General features: G+C 39.4%; 14 protein-coding genes and 1 riboswitch. Of the genes, 2 read left to right on the forward strand and 12 right to left on the reverse strand.

Features of this window, described 5'->3' with window-relative positions:
• Nucleotides 1-162: 162 nt before the first annotated feature.
• The 3 genes from cdr to gntK all read right to left on the reverse strand — a co-directional run bounded on the left by cdr (nucleotide 163) and on the right by gntK (nucleotide 5,423).
• Nucleotides 163-1,812 (reverse strand): CoA-disulfide reductase, encoded by a 1,650-nt coding sequence (gene cdr, locus A8L44_RS02515; protein ID WP_066101056.1) that lies wholly within the window; start codon nucleotides 1,810-1,812, stop codon nucleotides 163-165.
• A 192-nt stretch (nucleotides 1,813-2,004) separates the two neighbouring features.
• On the reverse strand, nucleotides 2,005-3,444 hold the full coding sequence (locus tag A8L44_RS02520) for an amino acid permease (RefSeq protein WP_077247948.1): 1,440 nt from the start codon (nucleotides 3,442-3,444) through the stop codon (nucleotides 2,005-2,007).
• A 132-nt stretch (nucleotides 3,445-3,576) separates the two neighbouring features.
• A riboswitch (Lysine riboswitch) is annotated at nucleotides 3,577-3,777 on the reverse strand.
• A gap of 107 nt (nucleotides 3,778-3,884) precedes the next feature.
• A complete protein-coding gene (gene gntK, locus A8L44_RS02525) occupies nucleotides 3,885-5,423 on the reverse strand; it encodes a gluconokinase (RefSeq protein WP_066101059.1) in 1,539 nt (512 codons plus the stop codon).
• A gap of 161 nt (nucleotides 5,424-5,584) precedes the next feature.
• Between gntK and A8L44_RS02530 the strand changes: the two genes are divergently transcribed.
• The gene (locus A8L44_RS02530) at nucleotides 5,585-6,133 is read left to right on the forward strand and encodes a TlpA family protein disulfide reductase (protein WP_066101061.1); all 549 of its coding nucleotides are present in this window, start codon (nucleotides 5,585-5,587) and stop codon (nucleotides 6,131-6,133) included.
• An 85-nt stretch (nucleotides 6,134-6,218) separates the two neighbouring features.
• Nucleotides 6,219-6,440, forward strand: coding sequence for a hypothetical protein (locus A8L44_RS02535; RefSeq protein WP_175354220.1), 222 nt, complete (start codon nucleotides 6,219-6,221; stop codon nucleotides 6,438-6,440).
• Nucleotides 6,441-6,481: 41 nt separating this feature from the next.
• Here A8L44_RS02535 and A8L44_RS02540 read toward each other — a convergent pair whose 3' ends face one another.
• From A8L44_RS02540 to A8L44_RS02580, 9 genes are all read right to left on the reverse strand, one after another.
• Complete coding sequence (locus tag A8L44_RS02540) at nucleotides 6,482-7,546, reverse strand: lactonase family protein (RefSeq protein ID WP_066101065.1); 1,065 nt, start codon at nucleotides 7,544-7,546, stop codon at nucleotides 6,482-6,484.
• Nucleotides 7,547-7,683: 137 nt separating this feature from the next.
• Complete coding sequence (locus tag A8L44_RS02545) at nucleotides 7,684-9,354, reverse strand: glycerol-3-phosphate dehydrogenase/oxidase (RefSeq protein WP_066101068.1); 1,671 nt, start codon at nucleotides 9,352-9,354, stop codon at nucleotides 7,684-7,686.
• A 171-nt stretch (nucleotides 9,355-9,525) separates the two neighbouring features.
• Nucleotides 9,526-11,016 carry a glycerol kinase GlpK gene (gene glpK, locus A8L44_RS02550; protein ID WP_066101070.1) on the reverse strand — a complete coding sequence of 497 codons (1,491 nt, stop codon included), beginning with the start codon at nucleotides 11,014-11,016 and terminating at the stop codon, nucleotides 9,526-9,528.
• Between the two features lie 60 nt (nucleotides 11,017-11,076).
• Nucleotides 11,077-11,916 carry an MIP/aquaporin family protein gene (locus A8L44_RS02555; protein ID WP_066101072.1) on the reverse strand — a complete coding sequence of 280 codons (840 nt, stop codon included), beginning with the start codon at nucleotides 11,914-11,916 and terminating at the stop codon, nucleotides 11,077-11,079.
• 185 nt (nucleotides 11,917-12,101) lie between these two features.
• Nucleotides 12,102-12,653 (reverse strand): glycerol-3-phosphate responsive antiterminator, encoded by a 552-nt coding sequence (locus A8L44_RS02560; protein ID WP_066102330.1) that lies wholly within the window; start codon nucleotides 12,651-12,653, stop codon nucleotides 12,102-12,104.
• 108 nt (nucleotides 12,654-12,761) lie between these two features.
• Nucleotides 12,762-15,746 carry a YhgE/Pip domain-containing protein gene (locus A8L44_RS02565; RefSeq protein ID WP_066101074.1) on the reverse strand — a complete coding sequence of 995 codons (2,985 nt, stop codon included), beginning with the start codon at nucleotides 15,744-15,746 and terminating at the stop codon, nucleotides 12,762-12,764.
• 283 nt (nucleotides 15,747-16,029) lie between these two features.
• Nucleotides 16,030-16,644: a flavin reductase family protein gene (locus A8L44_RS02570; protein WP_066101077.1), complete on the reverse strand. Its 615-nt coding sequence runs from the start codon at nucleotides 16,642-16,644 to the stop codon at nucleotides 16,030-16,032.
• 15 nt (nucleotides 16,645-16,659) lie between these two features.
• Entirely contained in the window at nucleotides 16,660-17,268 is a 609-nt protein-coding gene (locus A8L44_RS02575) for an alpha/beta hydrolase (protein WP_066101080.1), read from the reverse strand.
• A gap of 460 nt (nucleotides 17,269-17,728) precedes the next feature.
• Complete coding sequence (locus tag A8L44_RS02580) at nucleotides 17,729-18,646, reverse strand: C40 family peptidase (RefSeq protein ID WP_368072415.1); 918 nt, start codon at nucleotides 18,644-18,646, stop codon at nucleotides 17,729-17,731.
• Nucleotides 18,647-18,652 lie beyond the last annotated feature (6 nt).

The following is an 18,652-nucleotide window of genomic DNA, read 5'->3' on the forward strand; positions in this document are numbered from 1 at the left end:
CTTCGAATCCAGCCAATCTGAGCTTGAATCCGGCCGATCGCCCCTTGAATCCAGCCAAGCTCTAAATCAAGCATGACACAAACCGTCTCAGCAATTCAAAAAAGCCCCTTTATGCGATAATCTAAACTATCGCATAAAGGGAGCTCCAACTCTCATTTACTATTATTTTTCTTTAGGAAATGCCTTAGAATACAAATTATATCCGCCATCAAGGTTCTTAACTTTAATGCCGTTTCCTTCAAGTATTCTGGTAGCTAAGTAACCCCTCATACCTACCTGGCATGTAAGATATAAATCTTTATCAGTCGGTATCTCTGATAATCGCTCTCTCAGTTCATCAACAGGAATATTGACCGAGCCGGCAATTGCTCCTTTAGCAACCTCAGCAGGTGAGCGGACATCAATTAAATAACCTCCGTTTTCCACAATCTCATCAATTTCATGCCATTGCACTGTGCTGACCATTCCCTCAATAATATTGGTTGCTGCGTAACCAGCCATATTTACAGGATCTTTAGCTGAGGAATATGGAGGAGCATAGGCAATCTCGATATCCGGAAGATCCAATACAGTTAAGCCACCTTTGATAGCTGTCGCGATAACATCAATACGTTTATCTACCCCATCCTTTCCAACTGCCTGCGCTCCGTATATTTTCCCCGTTTCCTTATCGAAGATCAGTTTCAAATGCAATTGGGAAGCACCTGGATAATAGCCAGCATGGCTGCTTGGTGCAACATGAACAACCTCATATGGTATACCTAAACGCTTCAGCATCTTTTCATTGCTTCCTGTTGAAGCAACGGTCAATTCAAACACCTTGGCTATGGAAGTGCCCAATGTACCGTTATAAACACTTTCTTTCCCGTGAATATGATCCGCTACTAAACGCCCTTGACGATTGGCAGGCCAAGCGAGCGGCACATAAGTATCCGTTCCGTTAATATAATCCTTTACTTCAATGACATCACCGACCGCATAAATAGATGGGTCTGATGTTTGCAGATGCTCATTGACTTTTATCGCATTCCGAACCCCAAGCTCGAGGCCGGCATCTTTCGCAATGGTACTTTCAGGTTGAACACCAATCGCTAAAAGTATCATATCCGTTTCTACTTCTTTGCCGCTTTTCAAGCGAATGATACGACCATTCTTTTCAAAAGATGATACACCATCCTCAAGTATTAAATGAACTCCATTGTCCCGCAAATGTGTGTGGACCATTTGAGCCATCTCCAAATCAATTGGCGCCATCACCTGATTTCCCATCTCAATAACTGTTACATCTATGCCGCGCTCCCGTAAATTTTCAGCCATTTCAATCCCAATAAACCCGCCGCCAATGATAACAGCCTTCTCAGGTTTATCCTGATCTACCTTTTCTTTGATACGGTCCGTATCAGGAACATTCCGAAGCGTATAAACAGATTTAGCCTCATCGATTCCCGGAATGGCTGGCCTAACCGGTTTTGAACCCGGAGATAGGATTAGCACATCGTAGGATTCCTCATATTCCTCGCCTGTCATTGCTTTTCTGGCTATGACAGTCTTCTGCTCCCGATTGATTTTGATAATTTCTGTCCAATTACGTATATCTAAATTATAGCGTTGCCCCATTCCTTCAACTGTTTGAACAAGAAGTTTATTACGGTTTTGGATAACTTCTCCTATATAATATGGAAGACCACAATTCGCAAATGAAATATATTCACCTTTTTCAAACATGATGATTTCATCTTTTTCGCTTAGACGGCGCAGTCTTGCCGCAGCAGATGCTCCGCCTGCCACACCGCCAACAATTAAAATCTTCATTTTAATAGACCTCCATTAGTTCATCGATTAGTCTAATCGTAATATACCCTATTGGGTATGTCAATTTATCAAACTCACATGATTACACTCTATCATTGCTCCCGATAACAGTTTTCATAACACCGTTTTACTTTTAAATAATACCAAAAAAAGCAAACCCACTTTTAACAATGGGTTTGCTTCTTATTACAGTTAAAAAGATTTTTTCAAATAATAGTTCTCGTGTTGTTTAACTTCCTCCATATTTTTAGGCAGTAAACGATAGAATAGGATTCCGCTTGCCAGAAGGATAACACCGAAAATAAATGTTTTTAAATCAGCCGTTCCTTTGATGATCACCCAAATGGAATATGCCGTCGCCAATATGGCTATGGTACCATCAATAATTCGTGAACGCATTTCATCAGATTTATATGTCTCGCCAGTCCAAACTAATTTCAGTTGGAATGAGGAGGAAATTAAATATGGCACTAAATAAGAAAGTGTCGCGATATAAATAATAAAGTCAAATGCATGAGCAATTGAATTTGAAATAGTTGAGAAAATAAATAATTGACCTAAACCATTTGAAACAATCATAGAGAAATTAGGAATCCCACGCTTATTGACCTGTAAAAACTTAGGGATAAATAAACCTTGTTTTGCTGCCTGATACGGGATTTCAGCGCTTAACAAGATCCAGCCAATTGTTGAACCAAATAAACTGATCAATCCAATGACCGCCAATGCTTTCCCACCAACAGGTCCCAGCACCGTTTCAATTGCATCGATTAATGGTTTTTCTGAATGGATAAGTGCATCCTGTGTTAATAATCCCATAACAAGTGTACTGATTCCCATATAGATAGCCAGGGCAATCAATAGCCCTAAAATGGTCGCTCTCTTTACATCTGCCTTTCTCTTCGCCCTTGATGCGAATACAACAGCAGATTCAACCCCTACAAAAGCCCATAAGGTTGAGACGGCAGCAAAATTTACCTGGCTGAGTAATCCCCGACTCTCACCATCAATTATACGAGTTTCCGCAAACGGTACAATATTAGATTGTTCAAAGGCAAATAGCCCAATTACAATGAATAATCCAAATCCAAGTACTTTTGCCGCAGTCGCCACAAAGTTTAATTTACCAGCATTCTCTATGCCTCGCATAATAAAGAAATGAACGCCCCAGAGCATGATTGTGCAGACAAGGAATGTTAAAGCATTGCCAACTTTTAGACTAAAATTCCCTATACTGAACAATTCAGCCGTACTAGTCAAACTTGGGAAGAAGGTAGATAAATACCCTGCAAACGTAGTGATGATGGCAATATTACCTGCAAAATTACCAATCCAGTATCCCCATGTAGACATAAACCCGGATAATCTTGAGGCTAAAGAATTTTCCTTGAACAATTCCTTAGCATAAATCTGAGGGCCACCTGTTAAATGTGGCTTACGAACAGCCAGATTCCCAAAAACCAGCGCAATAGTTAGTACTCCCAATCCTGTTAATCCCCATGCCATAATTACTCCGGCAGGACTAGCTACTTCTGCCAGCGTACGCGGCAACATAAAAATACCAGACCCAACCATATTGCCGACTACAAATGCCGTTAAAATCCAAAAACCCAGTTCCTTCTTATTGTGCACGATAATTCCCCTTCCAAAGCTGTCATGTTACTCTCTATTTTTGAATTATCCATTTCTGTGTAAATAAGCTAAATAAAAAACACACCTTATTGTTAAGGTGTGCAACATTTTATGATTAGCCACACCAGACAATAAATGGATAGTTCTCCATGGAATATATACATATCGCGATGTATATATTCCATGACAGTCCTGCACCTATTCGGATACAGTCCCAGCTGCTCTCTTCGGAAAAAAAGAACGCTTCGGCAGATTTTCCTTTCAACTAAAGTCAGCAAGCTTTCCGGCTCTCTTTTTAGTTTACTAATAAAATCTGCGACCTCTACCTCATCTTTTAGTCCGATGAGGATTTGTATTAAATTAAATTATTCCTGTATAAAGGATACAGTGAAAACGCGAATGCTGTCAATATTATTCGACAATGTTATTTTCAAATCAACTTATTTATGATTAATCCATTTGTTTTGGAAAGCTGCTATACTGCTATATTCAGTCTCCAATTTTCTGTATATATTGATGTAAATTGGCAGTAATTCCTCGTATCTTTCTACATTTGCTTTAACCGGCGTATGGACATGTGTAGTTCCCACATAATTTGATACAACGGATAGGTCTTCAATTTCACCGAGTGCATATCTGCCGAGTACAACTGCTCCTAAACAAGAGCTTTCAAAGCTTTCTGGCACATCTACTTCCTGATTAAAAATATCCGCAAGCATTTGCCTCCATAACTCTGAGCGCGCAAATCCCCCCGTTGCCCTGATTTTACTTGGCACACCTATCAATTCCTGCAAAGCTAATAAGACTGTATAGAGATTAAAAATGACTCCTTCAAGCACCGCTCTGACCATATGTTCCTTTTTATGATGAAGTCCCAAGCCAAAGAACGATCCTCTGGCATCAGGGTTCCAAATGGGCGCTCTCTCTCCAGCTAAATATGGGTGGAATAGTAGTCCATCTGCCCCCGGCGCTACTTTTGATGCTATCTTGGTGAGTACTTCATATGAGTCAATTCCGAGGCGTTTAGCTGTTTCTACTTCCGCTGAAGCCAGCTCATCTCTTAGCCATCTAAAAGTCATACCTCCATTATTAACTGGTCCGCCAATCACCCAATGCTTATCCGTCAATGCATAACAAAAAATTCGGCCCTTTTCATCCGTAATCGGCCTATCTGTTACCGTACGAATGGCTCCGCTCGTTCCAATCGTGACTGCTACAATCCCTGGATCAATCGCATTGACACCCAGATTGGAGAGAACGCCATCACTGGCTCCTATTACAAATGGAGTATCCGGCAACAGCCCCATATCCGCAGCATAGGCGGAGTCCATGCCAGATAAATAATATGTAGTTGGTACTGGTTTAGACAAATGGGTCTCTGTAATACCCGCGATTGCCAATGCCTCAGAATCCCATTCTAAATTTTTAAGATGAAACATTCCTGTTGCTGAAGCAACCGAATAATCAATCACATATTGCCCAAATAATTTATAAAAAACATATTCTTTAATGGAAATGAATTTATATGTCCTACCCGCTAATTCGGGATAATCATTCATCAACCAGGTGATTTTTGTAAGAGGAGACATTGGATGGATTGGCGTTCCAGTTCTCCGATAAATTTCTTGTCCATTCCTCTCATTTTTAATATAGTCGGACCACTTCTTTGAACGGCTGTCAGCCCATGTAATGCATTGAGTTAATGGATTTCCATTTTCCTCAACCGCAATTACGCTGTGCATAGCCGAGCTAAAGGATACTAACGACAGTTCATCAGGATTTATTTGGCTTTGGACCATTACTCCTCTTATTGCATTAAGTACAGCATGAAAGATCTCATCAGGCTTCTGCTCTGCTGTAAGTGGAGTCGGGCTATATAATGGGTACTCTACATGATAGCTGCTGAGCACAGATGCGTCTCCCGAAAATAATACAGCCTTTGTACTCGTGGTTCCTATATCAACTCCTATATAAAACATCTATCTTCCCTCACTTCCCTAAAAGCTCAATACTAGATTCTTACCTTTATTCATATTTTTATAAACAACTTAACACAATTTGACGCCTATTGATTATTTTTTTCACGACTGGCAAATACTTTCTATTAAATAAAAACGGACATCAGGAGGCCTCATCCATATTGAAGAATAAAACAATTGCCATTCTTGCTCCATTCTTTTTATTTATATTTTTATTTATTTACACGCAGACACAAAAAGAGCCTATTACAGAGGAATCTATACCTGTTTTGACTCAACCAGGAATTAAGGAAGGTCAATCTGCACCTGATTTCGAATTAAAAACTCCGGACGGAAAAACCATAAAATTATCTGATTATCGCGGTCAAAAAGTTTTATTAAACTTTTGGGCAAGCTGGTGCCCTCCCTGCAAATTAGAGATACCAGATCTCAATGAATTTTATAGTGAACATAAAATGGGGAAGATCACTGTATTAAGCGTGAATATGACCTATTCAGAAAAAAACAAGCAAGCCGTTCAAACCTTCCAAGATATGTATAATATCAAGTATCCTGTATTACTGGACCAAACGGGTACTATTGCTAAATTATATAAAATTATAACGATCCCAACCAGTTATTTCATTGACTCTAACGGCATCATTCAAAAGCGAATGATCGGACCCTTGCAAAAAGAAACGATAAAAAATCTGATGGACTCAATAGATTAGCGTCCAAAACATCTCCGGAAAAATATAACAAAAAAAGACAAAATTATACTTAATTTTATACCTAAACCATAGTAAAATAAAATCTATGAAAAAGATCAATTACGAATCAAGGGGTGTTGTTTCACGAATGAAAGCATACAATATTTTAATTACATTGATGCTTATGTTGATCAGCGTGTTGTCTATTAAAAATTTATATACTGGCCATTGGGACTTGCAATACTCCCTATTAAACGGTGGAATGGCTATTATTGTTTTAGGTATCTTTACGGCTTATACACAATCTTTAAAAGAACAATCTAATTAAATAACAGCTGGTTTGGAAAAATCCAAACCAGCTTTTTTGTATCATTCTTGATTTCTTGCAATCGCTTGAACACAAACGGGTTTCGAAAGAGAAATCGTATTCCCTGTAAAGGTTGGAATACCTTCTTTATTAATTTCAAATAAAACTAATGAATCACTTTGCTCATTTGCTGCAATGAGTACTTTTTCTTCGTCTATTAACTCGAAATTTCTCGGTCCCTTTCCTTCCGTATGTGTAAATGCGATAATTTCCGGTATACCTGATTCTGCCACTTTGTACGTTGCAATACTGTCATGCCCTCTATTTGAGGCATATAAGAATTGGCCATCCTCTGAAATATGCAAATCGGCTGCTGTATTTTCCTCTTTGTAATCATCCGGCAATGTAGTAACCACCCCTAGAAGAGAATCCGGTATATGTTGGTCATTTAATTCAAATACTGCGATTGTATTGCTTAATTCCTGGATGACATACATGATTGGCAATGTAGGGTGAAAGGCAAAATGTCTTGGACCCGATCCAGGAATAGTAGACATTTTAGCCAAATTGGCAAAATCCTTATCATCGTATACATAAATTTTATCAGTACCTAAATCTGCTGCAACTACAACGGAGGAATTCGGTACCGGTACGATTGAGTGAGCATGCGGTGCATCCTGTCTGTCTGCCCAAACCCCTGATCCAACATGTTCATTTGTTGTCGTATGTTCTCCAAGTGTTCCGTCCTCTTGTAGTTCTATCCTAGTTACCGTGCCACCATAATTACTAATGTATAAACAAGATTCATTTTCACTAAGACTGACATAGCAAGGTGCCATCCCATTCGTAGATTTGCGATTTAACTCTCTAATCTGTTCGGATTGCCGATTGATTGCATAAGAGACAACCATCCCATACTCAACTTCACTTACCGCGTATAAATGGGTCTGAGCTTTATTTATAACAAGAAAGGAAGGATTTTCAATACCCGTATATTTCTCAACTAAGTCAAGTTTTTTTTCTTTCACGTTCAATTTGAATAGATGAATACCCGTACTTGTTTTTTCTGCATAAGATCCGGTATAAATCATCCATTCATTTTTCTTATTTCCTTGAATTTCATTCATCTTGACTGCCCCCATCCCGTGTTAAATAAACTAATAGTTTCTGTTTCATTTCTATTCCCCTTTTTAAAGATATTGAATCTTAAAAAAACCCCACAACCTATATTTCAAGGAAGTGGGGTCATTTATCCGTATTTATATTAATTCGTAACCAGCTCGGATTGTGGATACGCAGCATCATGCAATTCAGTTTCAAGCTCTTTAGTATACATTTCTGTTTGCTGTTCAGTCCAATGCAGTACTTTTTTCATATACGAAATCACTTGATCTTTGTATTCATGAACATGCTTAATATCAAATAGGACCATGCCAGTTCTACGATTAAAGAAATCAAGCGGTGTATAAGCCAATTCATATTCAATTGCATAGCCCAATTTAGCCAATACTGGTAATGGCAGCCCTATTTCGCTCGCTTTTTCTTTGTTTTTTCGGGCTATTTCAAACAGAAGCGGAGCATTGGATCCATATGTTGAAATAATCTCTCTTGCTTCTGTATCTGATAACCCGGTTCCGATTGCTTTTTCTTTAGTTTTGCTTATATATGAACTAAATTTCGTTGAGCCTCCAACACGGCCGCCGGATATCGGCATTTTTTCAGTATAGCAGCTACCGAAATGTTTATATCCTTCATCTCTGAATTGTTTAGCTACTAAATCCAAAACGGTTTCAGCCATTTTACGATATCCTGTCAATTTTCCGCCTGCAATCGTAATTAACCCAGAATCAGATACCCATGTTTCATCTTTCCTGGATATCTCAGAAGCACCTTTCCCCTCCTGGCTGATTAATGGGCGCACTCCAGCCCAACTGGATTCCACATCCTCTTTAGTAACGTTTACTGAAGGGAACATATAGTTAATAGCATCCAATATATAATCTCTGTCTTGATCAGTCATTTTTGGATTGATTGGATCTTGACCATAGAATGTATCTGTTGTCCCAACATAGGCTTTCCCTTCACGCGGAATCGCGAATACCATTCTTCCATCAGGGGTATCAAAATAAACCGCTTGTTTCAAAGGGAAACGGGATTGGTCAATCACTATGTGTGCACCTTTAGTAAGCTGAAGCACTTTACCTTTTTTAGAATTGTCTTTTTCACGTATAAAGTCTACCCATGGACCCGTTGCATTTATAATCTTCCTAGCTTTAATTTGGAAGGAATCCTCATCCAATATATCCTTAACATTTACACCTACTATTTTTCCATTTTCATAGATTAAATCCTCGACCTTGGCATAATTCAGTAAGCTTGCTCCTTGTTCAAACGCTTCTTTCATGACTTCCATCGTCAGGCGGGCATCATCGGTTCTGTATTCAACATAGTAGCCCCCACCCTTTAAGCCATCTTTTCTAACCAATGGAGCTTTTTCAATTGTTTCATCTACTGTAAGCATAGTGCGGCGTTCTTCCTTTTTCACTCCAGCAAGAAAATCATACATCTGTAAGCCAATGGAAGTAGTAAATTTACCAAATGTACCGCCTTCATGGAAGGGTAATAACATCCATTCAGGTGTTGTAACATGAGGACCATTTTCGTAAACAATAGCCCTTTCTTTCCCAACCTCTGCAACTACTCCTACTTGCAATTGCTTTAGATAGCGCAATCCACCGTGAACCAGCTTGGTTGAACGGCTTGATGTACCGGCTGCAAAATCCTGCATTTCAACTAGGCCCACCTTCATCCCTCTTGTAGCTGCATCTAAAGCAATCCCTGCTCCGGTAATTCCTCCACCAATGACAAGCACATCGAAATGTGTGTTTTGTAATTTATTTTTATATTCATGTCTATTTAAACTATTTAAACCCATCCTCTTGTTCCTCCTCTGTTGATAAGTGCTATTGAGATAATAAAAAGAGACCACAAAATACATTACCCTTATTTAAAGGAATGTACTCGCGGTCTCTTAAAATCTCTAACCTTATATTAACTTATTTTCATTATATCATTTTTTGAGAAAAACTCATACAAAATTGAATTATCATTTAAAGGTTCTGGTACTTGCAACCGCTCTTTCCCAACCATCAACCAATTCATTACGTTTCTCTTGTTCCATAGTCGGTTCATATGATTTATCAATGATCCATTGCGCAGCAATTTCATCCTGGCTTTCCCAGAATCCAACAGCCAGCCCAGCTAAATAAGCAGCTCCAAGGGCAGTCGTTTCATTAATTTTTGGTATTTCAACCGGCACGTTTAAGATATCACTCTGGAATTCCATTAAGAATGAATTCTTAACGGCCCCGCCATCGGCACGCAATGTTTTCAATTCAATTCCGGATTCCTCTTCCATTGCATCAATAACAGCTTTTGTTTGGTAAGCTAAAGATTCAACTGTTGCTCTGATAAAGTGATCCTTTGTAGTCCCTCTTGTCAGACCGAAGACCGCTCCTCTTGCATCACTATCCCAATATGGAGTACCAAGACCTACGAAGGCTGGAACGACATATACTCCATCTGTAGAGTCAACTGCCCGGCAATATGTCTCGCTATCAGCAGCATCCTTAAGCATCCTTAATCCATCTCGGAGCCATTGAACAGCAGAACCCGCTACAAAGATACTACCTTCCAATGCATATTCAACTTTACCATTTAATCCCCAAGCTAAAGTTGTCAATAATCCTTTTTCCGATTTAACCGGTTTTTCACCTGTATTCATGAGCATAAAGCAGCCTGTTCCATATGTGTTTTTTGCCATTCCTTTTTCAAAGCATGCCTGACCAAACAATGCTGCCTGTTGGTCACCAGCAATACCGGCAATTGGTATACTCTTACCAAAGAAGTGATAATCAATGGTTCGTGCATATACTTCAGACGACGGACGCACTTCTGGAAGCATGGATTTCGGAACATCTAATATCTCCAGCAATTCATCATCCCATTGCAGGTCATAAATATTGTACATCATTGTTCTTGAAGCATTGGAATAATCAGTTACGTGAGCTTTACCGCCGGATAGCTTCCAGATTAGCCATGTATCAATTGTCCCGAATAACAATTTTCCTTCATTGGCTAAATCACGCGCACCTTCTACATTATCGAGGATCCACTTAACTTTTGTCCCAGAAAAATAGGCATCTATTAATAAACCAGTTTTGGAATGAAAAAGATCATTGTGGCCAGCATTTTTCAATTCCTCGCATATATCTCTTGTCTGGCGGGATTGCCAAACTATCGCATTATAAATAGGTTGACCTGTTTCTTTATTCCAAACCACCGCTGTTTCACGCTGATTTGTAATTCCGATTCCTTCTATATCTGTTGCCTCAATACCTGATTCTGAAAGACAGCCCGCAATAACAGCAAGCACTGAACCCCAAATTTCATTTGCATTATGCTCCACCCAGCCCGGCTTTGGAAAGTACTGTGTAAATTCCTTTTGAGCACTATGTACAATTTCCCCTTTTTTATTGAATAAAATAGCTCTGGAACTAGTAGTCCCCTGATCAATTGATAAAATATATTTCTCCAATTTTTTCATCTCCCATCTACTAATTTTTATATTATAATCGATTTCTCTAAAGTTAGTAACTTATAACCTTGCTTTTGCTGGATCATTAGCTTGTCGTAGTGCTTGTTCTGAATCTTTATTAGTCATAAAATAAGCGATTACCAAGATAACTACAGTGCCAGCTAATACTGCCCAGAAAGCGCCTGTCAACGTATTATTGAAGACCGCTTTATGGAACAAAGCCCCCAAGGAGCCGCCGAGAATAGGACCTACAACCGGAATCCAAGCATATCCCCAATTAGATGGGCCTTTCCCCGCTATCGGAAGAATCGCATGTGCAATACGCGGACCTAAGTCACGTGCCGGATTGATGGCGTAACCAGTTGTTCCCCCAAGAGCCATACCGATTCCTACGATTAAAAGACCGACTGCGAATGGATTTAGGCCTTCCGTAAAATCATTTGCTCCAATAAATTGCAGACCAAGCAATAAAATAAATGTTCCTATAATTTCACTAAGTAAATTTGAAAATGTATGAGGAATAGCCGGACCAGTTGCGAAAACCCCTAATTTTGTCCCTGGATCTTCAGTCGCCTTCCAATGTGGTAAGTATTGTAAATAAATAAGAGTTGCCCCAATCATTGCTCCAATCATTTGCGCCAAAATATATCCAGGTACATCTGCCCAAGCAAAATCTCCGCTAAACGCAAGACCAAATGTAACAGCAGGATTTAAATGAGCACCGCTAATGCCGCCGACTGCAAATACGCCTAATGTAACACCAAGCCCCCAAGCTATAGTGATAACAATCCACCCAGCATCCTTTGCATAAGATTTAGTTAAGTTGGCTCCAGCACACACTCCTGCTCCAAAAACAATCAAGATCATCGTGCCTACTAATTCACCCCAAAATGGTGTCATTCCTTCCATCTCCCTATCATATAATTTCAAAAAAAAATGAAGAAACAAGCACTAAAGTATTCCTACTTATTAAGGAATACTGCCACCTGTGTCTCCATGTCTTTCCACATACTTATTAACTTAAACACAGTGTAAAACTTTTTGTAAACGCTGTCAAATAAAAAGAAATAAATAGGGAATTCGACTCATTCCCCTGCAAAATACTGCCAAAGTTCTCGTTTAGACGAGGTTATCGAGACAGCACCAGCTTCAAGTGCTTCTTTCGCTTCCTCAACTGTTCGGATTAAACCACCCGCAAAGATCGGCAGCTGAATTTCCCCTGCAACTTCTTTAATCATATTAGGAAGTGCGCCCGGTAGTACTTCAATATAATCAGGCTGTGATTTTTTGACCATCTTATAGCTGCGTTCGAGCGCATGGCTATCAATCATAAAGATTCGCTGCACAGCTATTGCCTGATGTTTTTTTGCTTCTTGGATAACCGCTGATTTTGTGGATATGACACCAAATGGTTTAAACTCCTGACATAAATATTGAGTACCATATTCATCATTTTTTAATCCATTGATTAAATCCACGTGAAAAAACAGTTGTTTATCTGCCATTTTGGCCATTTGAGTAATATGTTTGATTTGCCCAAGATGAGTCTCTAAAATAACACCTGTTTTAAATCCTGATTGTAAAAACTTTTCAAAGTCCTTCATAGTTGAAGCTGCCGGTAATATTTTCTGATTCAATCTAATCTCTCCCATTCGGACCCCTTATTCATAAGTAAAAATCCCTTTCAATATAGAATACAATTAATCTATGCATTCTTCTACTAAAAGGGATTTATATAATTATATTTACCTTACTATTTCTGCATCTCCTGCTGATTCATTTTTTTTGAAAAAGGATAATCCAACGGACAGTCCAGCAAACAGGAGCAGGAACACAACTAGTATCGTTGCATTCGCAAACATCATACCGATGTCATCCAATGATACTAATGCTCGGAAGCCTGCAATCGAATAAGTCATCGGCAAGAAATTGCTTAGAGTACGTAAATATTCAGGCAGCATATCAATTGGCAATGCAGATCCGGTAGTAGATAGCTGCATAATCAGAAGTGCCACGCCTATAAACAAACCAATGTTGCCGGCAAGCATAGTCAGGAAGAACACAATGGACATAAATGAGATACTCGCCAATACAGCAAACAAGATAAGCAACAGGCTATTCGCAAATCCTGAATTAACAAAGAATATGGTAAAGCCAGAAAGAAGGATGGCCTGACCAGCTACCAATAAAGCAAGCAAACCAAATCTTTTTGAATACCATGCGAAGCCTGAACTAGCTTCATCCATTGGTTTTCTAACCCCAACGACTAACATCATTAATAAAACACCGACAAATAATGCTAACGATAATACATATGGTGCATTTGCGTAACGATAATATGGATAACTATTAATTTTCGAATCTATCAGCTCAACCGGAGAGGAGAACATACTAATCGTTTCATCGGTAGCATTTATACCTGCCGTTTTTTCAGCTCCGTCACCTAAACCGCTGGATAATTCAAGCGTACCGTCTTTAATTTGACCGACACCTTTATCAATTTCAGTAACTCCATCCTTCATTGTACCCCAGCCAGTATTAACCGTTGCATTACCATCAGCTACTTGCTTAGAACCGTCAAATAGCTGCTTAGATCCATCAACAGCTGTTTTCCAGCCTGCATTCACTGTGGCATTACCACCAGCCACTTCAGCAGCACCATTCTTCAACGTATTCAATGATGTTGATAACGTCCCCCATGCACTATTCACAGTCGCTGTACCTGCAGCCACTTGTTTGGAACCATCATAAAGCTGTTTAGAACCTGCTACTGCGGTTTTCCAGCCATCGTTTACCGTAGCATTACCGTCTGCCACTTGCGCAGCACCTTTATTTAGCGTGTCTAAAGATGTTGTTAACGTACCCCATGCAGTATTAACTGACCCTGTGCCTGCTGCTACTTGTTTGGATCCGTCATAAAGACGTTTGGATCCGTCTACTGCAGTTTTCCAACCTTCGTTAACTGATTGATTTCCGGCAGCTACTGTGGTAAGACCGCCATTAATTTCACCAACACCATTAGTGATTACTCCCCAATTTGTTTTTACTGAATCCGTACCAGATTTTATTTGTTCAGCACCCACTGTTAATTCTGATGCTCCTTGAACAATATCCTTTTGACCCGGTATTATTTGATTTTCAAATGCACCATTTAATTGTTCTATACCTGGTTTAAGCTTTTCAGAAATACCTGAAGCCAATAAAGCTGCACCTGCATTGAGACCATTTTCTCCCTTTATACCTCCATTTACCAGAGCAGTTCCTTCAGCTACAGCTTTTGCACCTTTTAATAACTCTTGATAATCTGGGTTAAGTTCTATCCCAGGAATTTTCTCAGCTAATTTTTCTATACCTGCCGCAACTCTGGCAGCTCCATCTGCTAAGTCAGGTGTTTTCGCTGCTAATTGATTTAAACCTCCAGAAATTTTAGCGCTTCCATTTTCCAGTTCAGGCATACTACCATTTAATTGTTTGACTCCTGTTTGAGCTGATTGTAAACCAAGCAACATATCAGAAGTACCTTTTTTCAACTTTTCAGTCCCATCATAAATAGCTGCTCCACCATTAGCCAACTCCTCAATCTTACCTTTATTGCCATCAAGCTGGGAATAAAGATAATCTGATCCATCTTTAAGTTCTTTGGATCCTTTTGCAAGAGCCTCAATATCCTTCTCCTTCGCACTAAATGTTCCTGACAAGGTCCCTAAACCGTCTTCAATTGACTTTGATCCATCTGCTAGTTGTTGAATTTCAGCGGCCTTACCGCCAACGGTTGAATAAATTAAACCTGAGCCGTTTCTGAGATCAGCTGCCCCATCAGCCAGCATGGCAATACTAGCTGAACTTCCTGCCATTGTGCCATTCAACTGGCCTAACCCATCCTCAACCTGCTTCGACCCACTTGCAAGTGTATTGATATCGCCGGTCTTACCACTTACTGTTGAATGCATAAGGCTCGACCCATCACTGACCTGAGCTGCTCCATTTGCCAATCTTGCGATATCAGCTGATTTTCCAGCCATTGTTCCATTCAATTGACCGAGTCCCTGTTCAAGTTCCTTTGAACCGTCTGCCAGTTTTTGAATATCTCCTGATTTTGTCGTTAAAGAATCCAGAAGAGTTCCAGTACCATCCTTCAGTTTAACAGAGCCTTCATGGAGCTTTGTTGAACCATCCGCACCGGATTTAAATCCTTCTGCTACATCACCAAGCTGGGCAAAAACTGTACTGGTATAGGTAGCGGTGATTGTATCAGCAAGCTGCTCTTTAATTGTTCCTATAGCTGTTTTCGTTGCTGTTGCAGCTATAAAATGCAACCCTTCATTCTGCGTATACTTTAGTTCCGGTTTTTCCGGATTTTCATCCATTACGGTTGCTACCTTTTGGGAAAAGTCTTCAGGAATCTCAATTACCATATAATATTCATTATCATTAAGTCCGCGATTTGCTTGTTCCTTACTGACAAATCTCCATCCCAGGTCATTCCCGTCTTTCAGTTTCGCTACCAAATCTCTACCAACATTAACTTCCTTACCGTCTGTTACAGTACCTGAATCATTATTCACAACTGCGACCGGCAAGTTTGAAAGATTATCATATGGTCCCCAACTTGGCGTTAGCATAATCAATCCATAAACTAACGGTACCAATAATACAGCAATTAATGAGATCCAAAAACCTCTCCTGCGACCGAGTTCTGACATCCGATTCCCATTACCTAAAGCGTTCATTCATTACCCCCACTTGTCTGATTTATCTATATTAAGGTGGTTATGAAAGCGCAACCACTCGTATACTGATTATATATTCTGAATATTTAGTGAAAGTCCTTCTAGTAATTTAACAAATTTGTAAATTAATTAGATATTTTGTACCTTTTTTTAATTTTTAATAAGAAAATCTTATGACTTAATTAAAGAAAAACTTATCTTTTATAGTCTTTTAGACCTTTTCTATTACCAAAAGAACCCATAAAAAAACCTCCCTACTTGAAGTGGGAAGTTTTGTACTCTATTATTTTGGTCTTTCCAGAATAAATTGTTCACCAATCTTCATAAAATTTTGGCCAGCAAGCCGGGAAACAGGCTTGAGTAATTCTGTACTGATTGTACCATCCTTGTAGATGGCTTCATCTATATGATAAAAAACAATATTACCGATTAGTAGATCACAACCTGCATCTTCTGCGGTATGGCCTCCAAGCGGTATTACTTTATGTACGGTACATTCCATCCGAATCTTCGCAGGGCTAAGCCCTGGGACTCGTACATGAACACTATCTACTGTTTGAAAGGGAGATCCTTCTAGTTCACTTTGGTCCGGAGGCAATTCAGCTGCTGTCCAATTCGCTCCCTCCACGTTTTCTTCATCTGTAATATGGAGGACAAATTCTCCCGAATCGATTGCATTTCTTGCTGTATCCTTTCTTTCGCCATTCCGTCGCTGGATTGATACAGCAATCAGCGGGGGATTTGAACTAACGATCGTAAAATAACTAAAAGGTGCAATATTCATAATTCCTTCGTTAGAAATGGTTGAGATAATGGCAATCGGTCTAGGAACGACTGCCCCTGTTAAAAAGGTATAATTCTCTCGCTCACTCATTTCAGTTGGATTTAGCGATATCATCTAATCATCTCCAATTTATTTAAATTGCTGAGAAAACCATAATCCTGCAGCCTCTACCTCTGATTGTGTCAGCTGGTGTCCATTTTGTTCCCAATAAACCTCTACTTTGGCTCCGGCAGCCTTCAGTATTTCACTCAGTTCTTTTGTTTCTTCCGGTGAACAAATTGGATCGTTTTTGCCGGCACCTATAAAGATTGGCAGACGTTCCATTTCTGGCAGCTTTATTCCTCTTAAAGGAACCATAGGATGATGCAAAATAGCTCCTTTTAATACATGTTGGTAGTGAAAAAGCATACTGGCAGCTATATTAGCTCCATTTGAATAACCGATTGCCAACACATTGTTTCGGTCAAACCCATACTTGACTGAGGCTTCGTTTAAATAATCGTTTAGTTCCTTTGTACGAAACTTTAAATCTTCAACATCAAAAACACCTTCAGCCAATCTTTTAAAGAACCTTGGCATTCCATTTTCCGAAACGTTGCCTCGGACACTTAAAATGGAGGACTCAGGTGAAATTAATTTAGCAATCGGCACTAAATCATGCTCTGTTCCACCTGTACCATGCAGCATAAAAAGTGTTGGAAGTTTCATATTTGTTCCCTTTATAAAATAGTCTCTCATGCATATTCCCCCAATTGATCGCTTGAAACGTTCCAATTTATCCCTCGAATTCTTGAGATTCTTACCTCACAGGATTTCAATTCTATTAAGATCACTTTAAATTTATCTTGAAACTAGTATATTATACAACTTTATTTATTACAAAATTGAGTAGCAAGAGTATTACCTCTATTAAAATAATCGATTAGCATAAAGGGTCATTATAGGGAATGACCATTAACATTATTCAGATAACCACTCAATACAAAAAGGTCCCGATCAGTATGGAAAAGCTCTGATCAGGACTAATCATTGATACCGATAATATGGTTCCACATTGTTTCTTCTAACCTTTCTTTCCATCATGGTTTTGTCTTTTTTGGTACGAATCATTTAAACTATCTTATTAAGCAGTTAAACTATATGTTTGGAGTCTTTCGATAAAATAGGGACAATATTAAATACATACATGCTTTGAATTCTACTTTTCCAAACATCTCATTGCCATGCATAACTCTTTTTCATATATAGTGCCTTCAATCGGGATAATTTCAATTGATTTACCCGTATGCGGTGAATGAAGAAGTTTACCTTGTCCATAATAAATCCCGACATGATGAATGGCTCCTTTTCCATTATCATATGCAAAGAAAAGCAAGTCCCCCCTTTGTACCCCATTCAGCGCAATCGGCGTACCATATTGCGCCTGCTCACTTGCATCACGTGGAATACTATAGCCATTTGCCTTATAAATTGTATAGGTAAATCCTGAGCAATCATACCCATAACTGCTCAGTCCACCCCACAAATAGGGTAAGCCGACGAATTGCTCTCCAGAAGTGACAATGTCTATATCACTCCCTGGCTTCCCTCTCTCTTTACAGTTAAATAAAGCTATATCATCTCTGTGTAAATTTCCAATACCTAAGGGGGTGTCTACAAGTATCCGTCCATCTTTTTCACCAAGGTATGATAACTTCGTTTGATAGCTTAGCACTAGGGTATCTTGTGTTTTTTCCAGTGTAAGCAAAGCCTTCCGACTTGTAATCAAGGCAAAAGTGTCATTGGATGCAGGTTCATAATTCTCCAGCTGGCATAGAGGTACCCAGCCTGGATATCCTCTGGAATCTTTCTTTGAAGACTGCTCGATGGCAATGATATGGGCCCATCCATGTTTACATTCGAGCAGCAGGACCTGTTCACCAAATAATAATTGGGTCTGGATTCTATTGGATTCGCATAAATCAAGCCGCTCAGCCTCATTCATAAATAGAAGCCATTCCTCCAATCGGACCGGATGGCTAATCGCTGGACGATCAAGCTCTCTATAAGACTGATTTGTAGTCCAAACGGTCGCTACAGTTACATTAACGGTCATGATTTTGTGAGTAAATCCCACTTTTTG

Origin of the sequence: Bacillus sp. FJAT-27986 (assembly GCF_001685035.1) — a bacterium.
GTDB lineage: Bacteria > Bacillota > Bacilli > Bacillales > Pradoshiaceae > Pradoshia.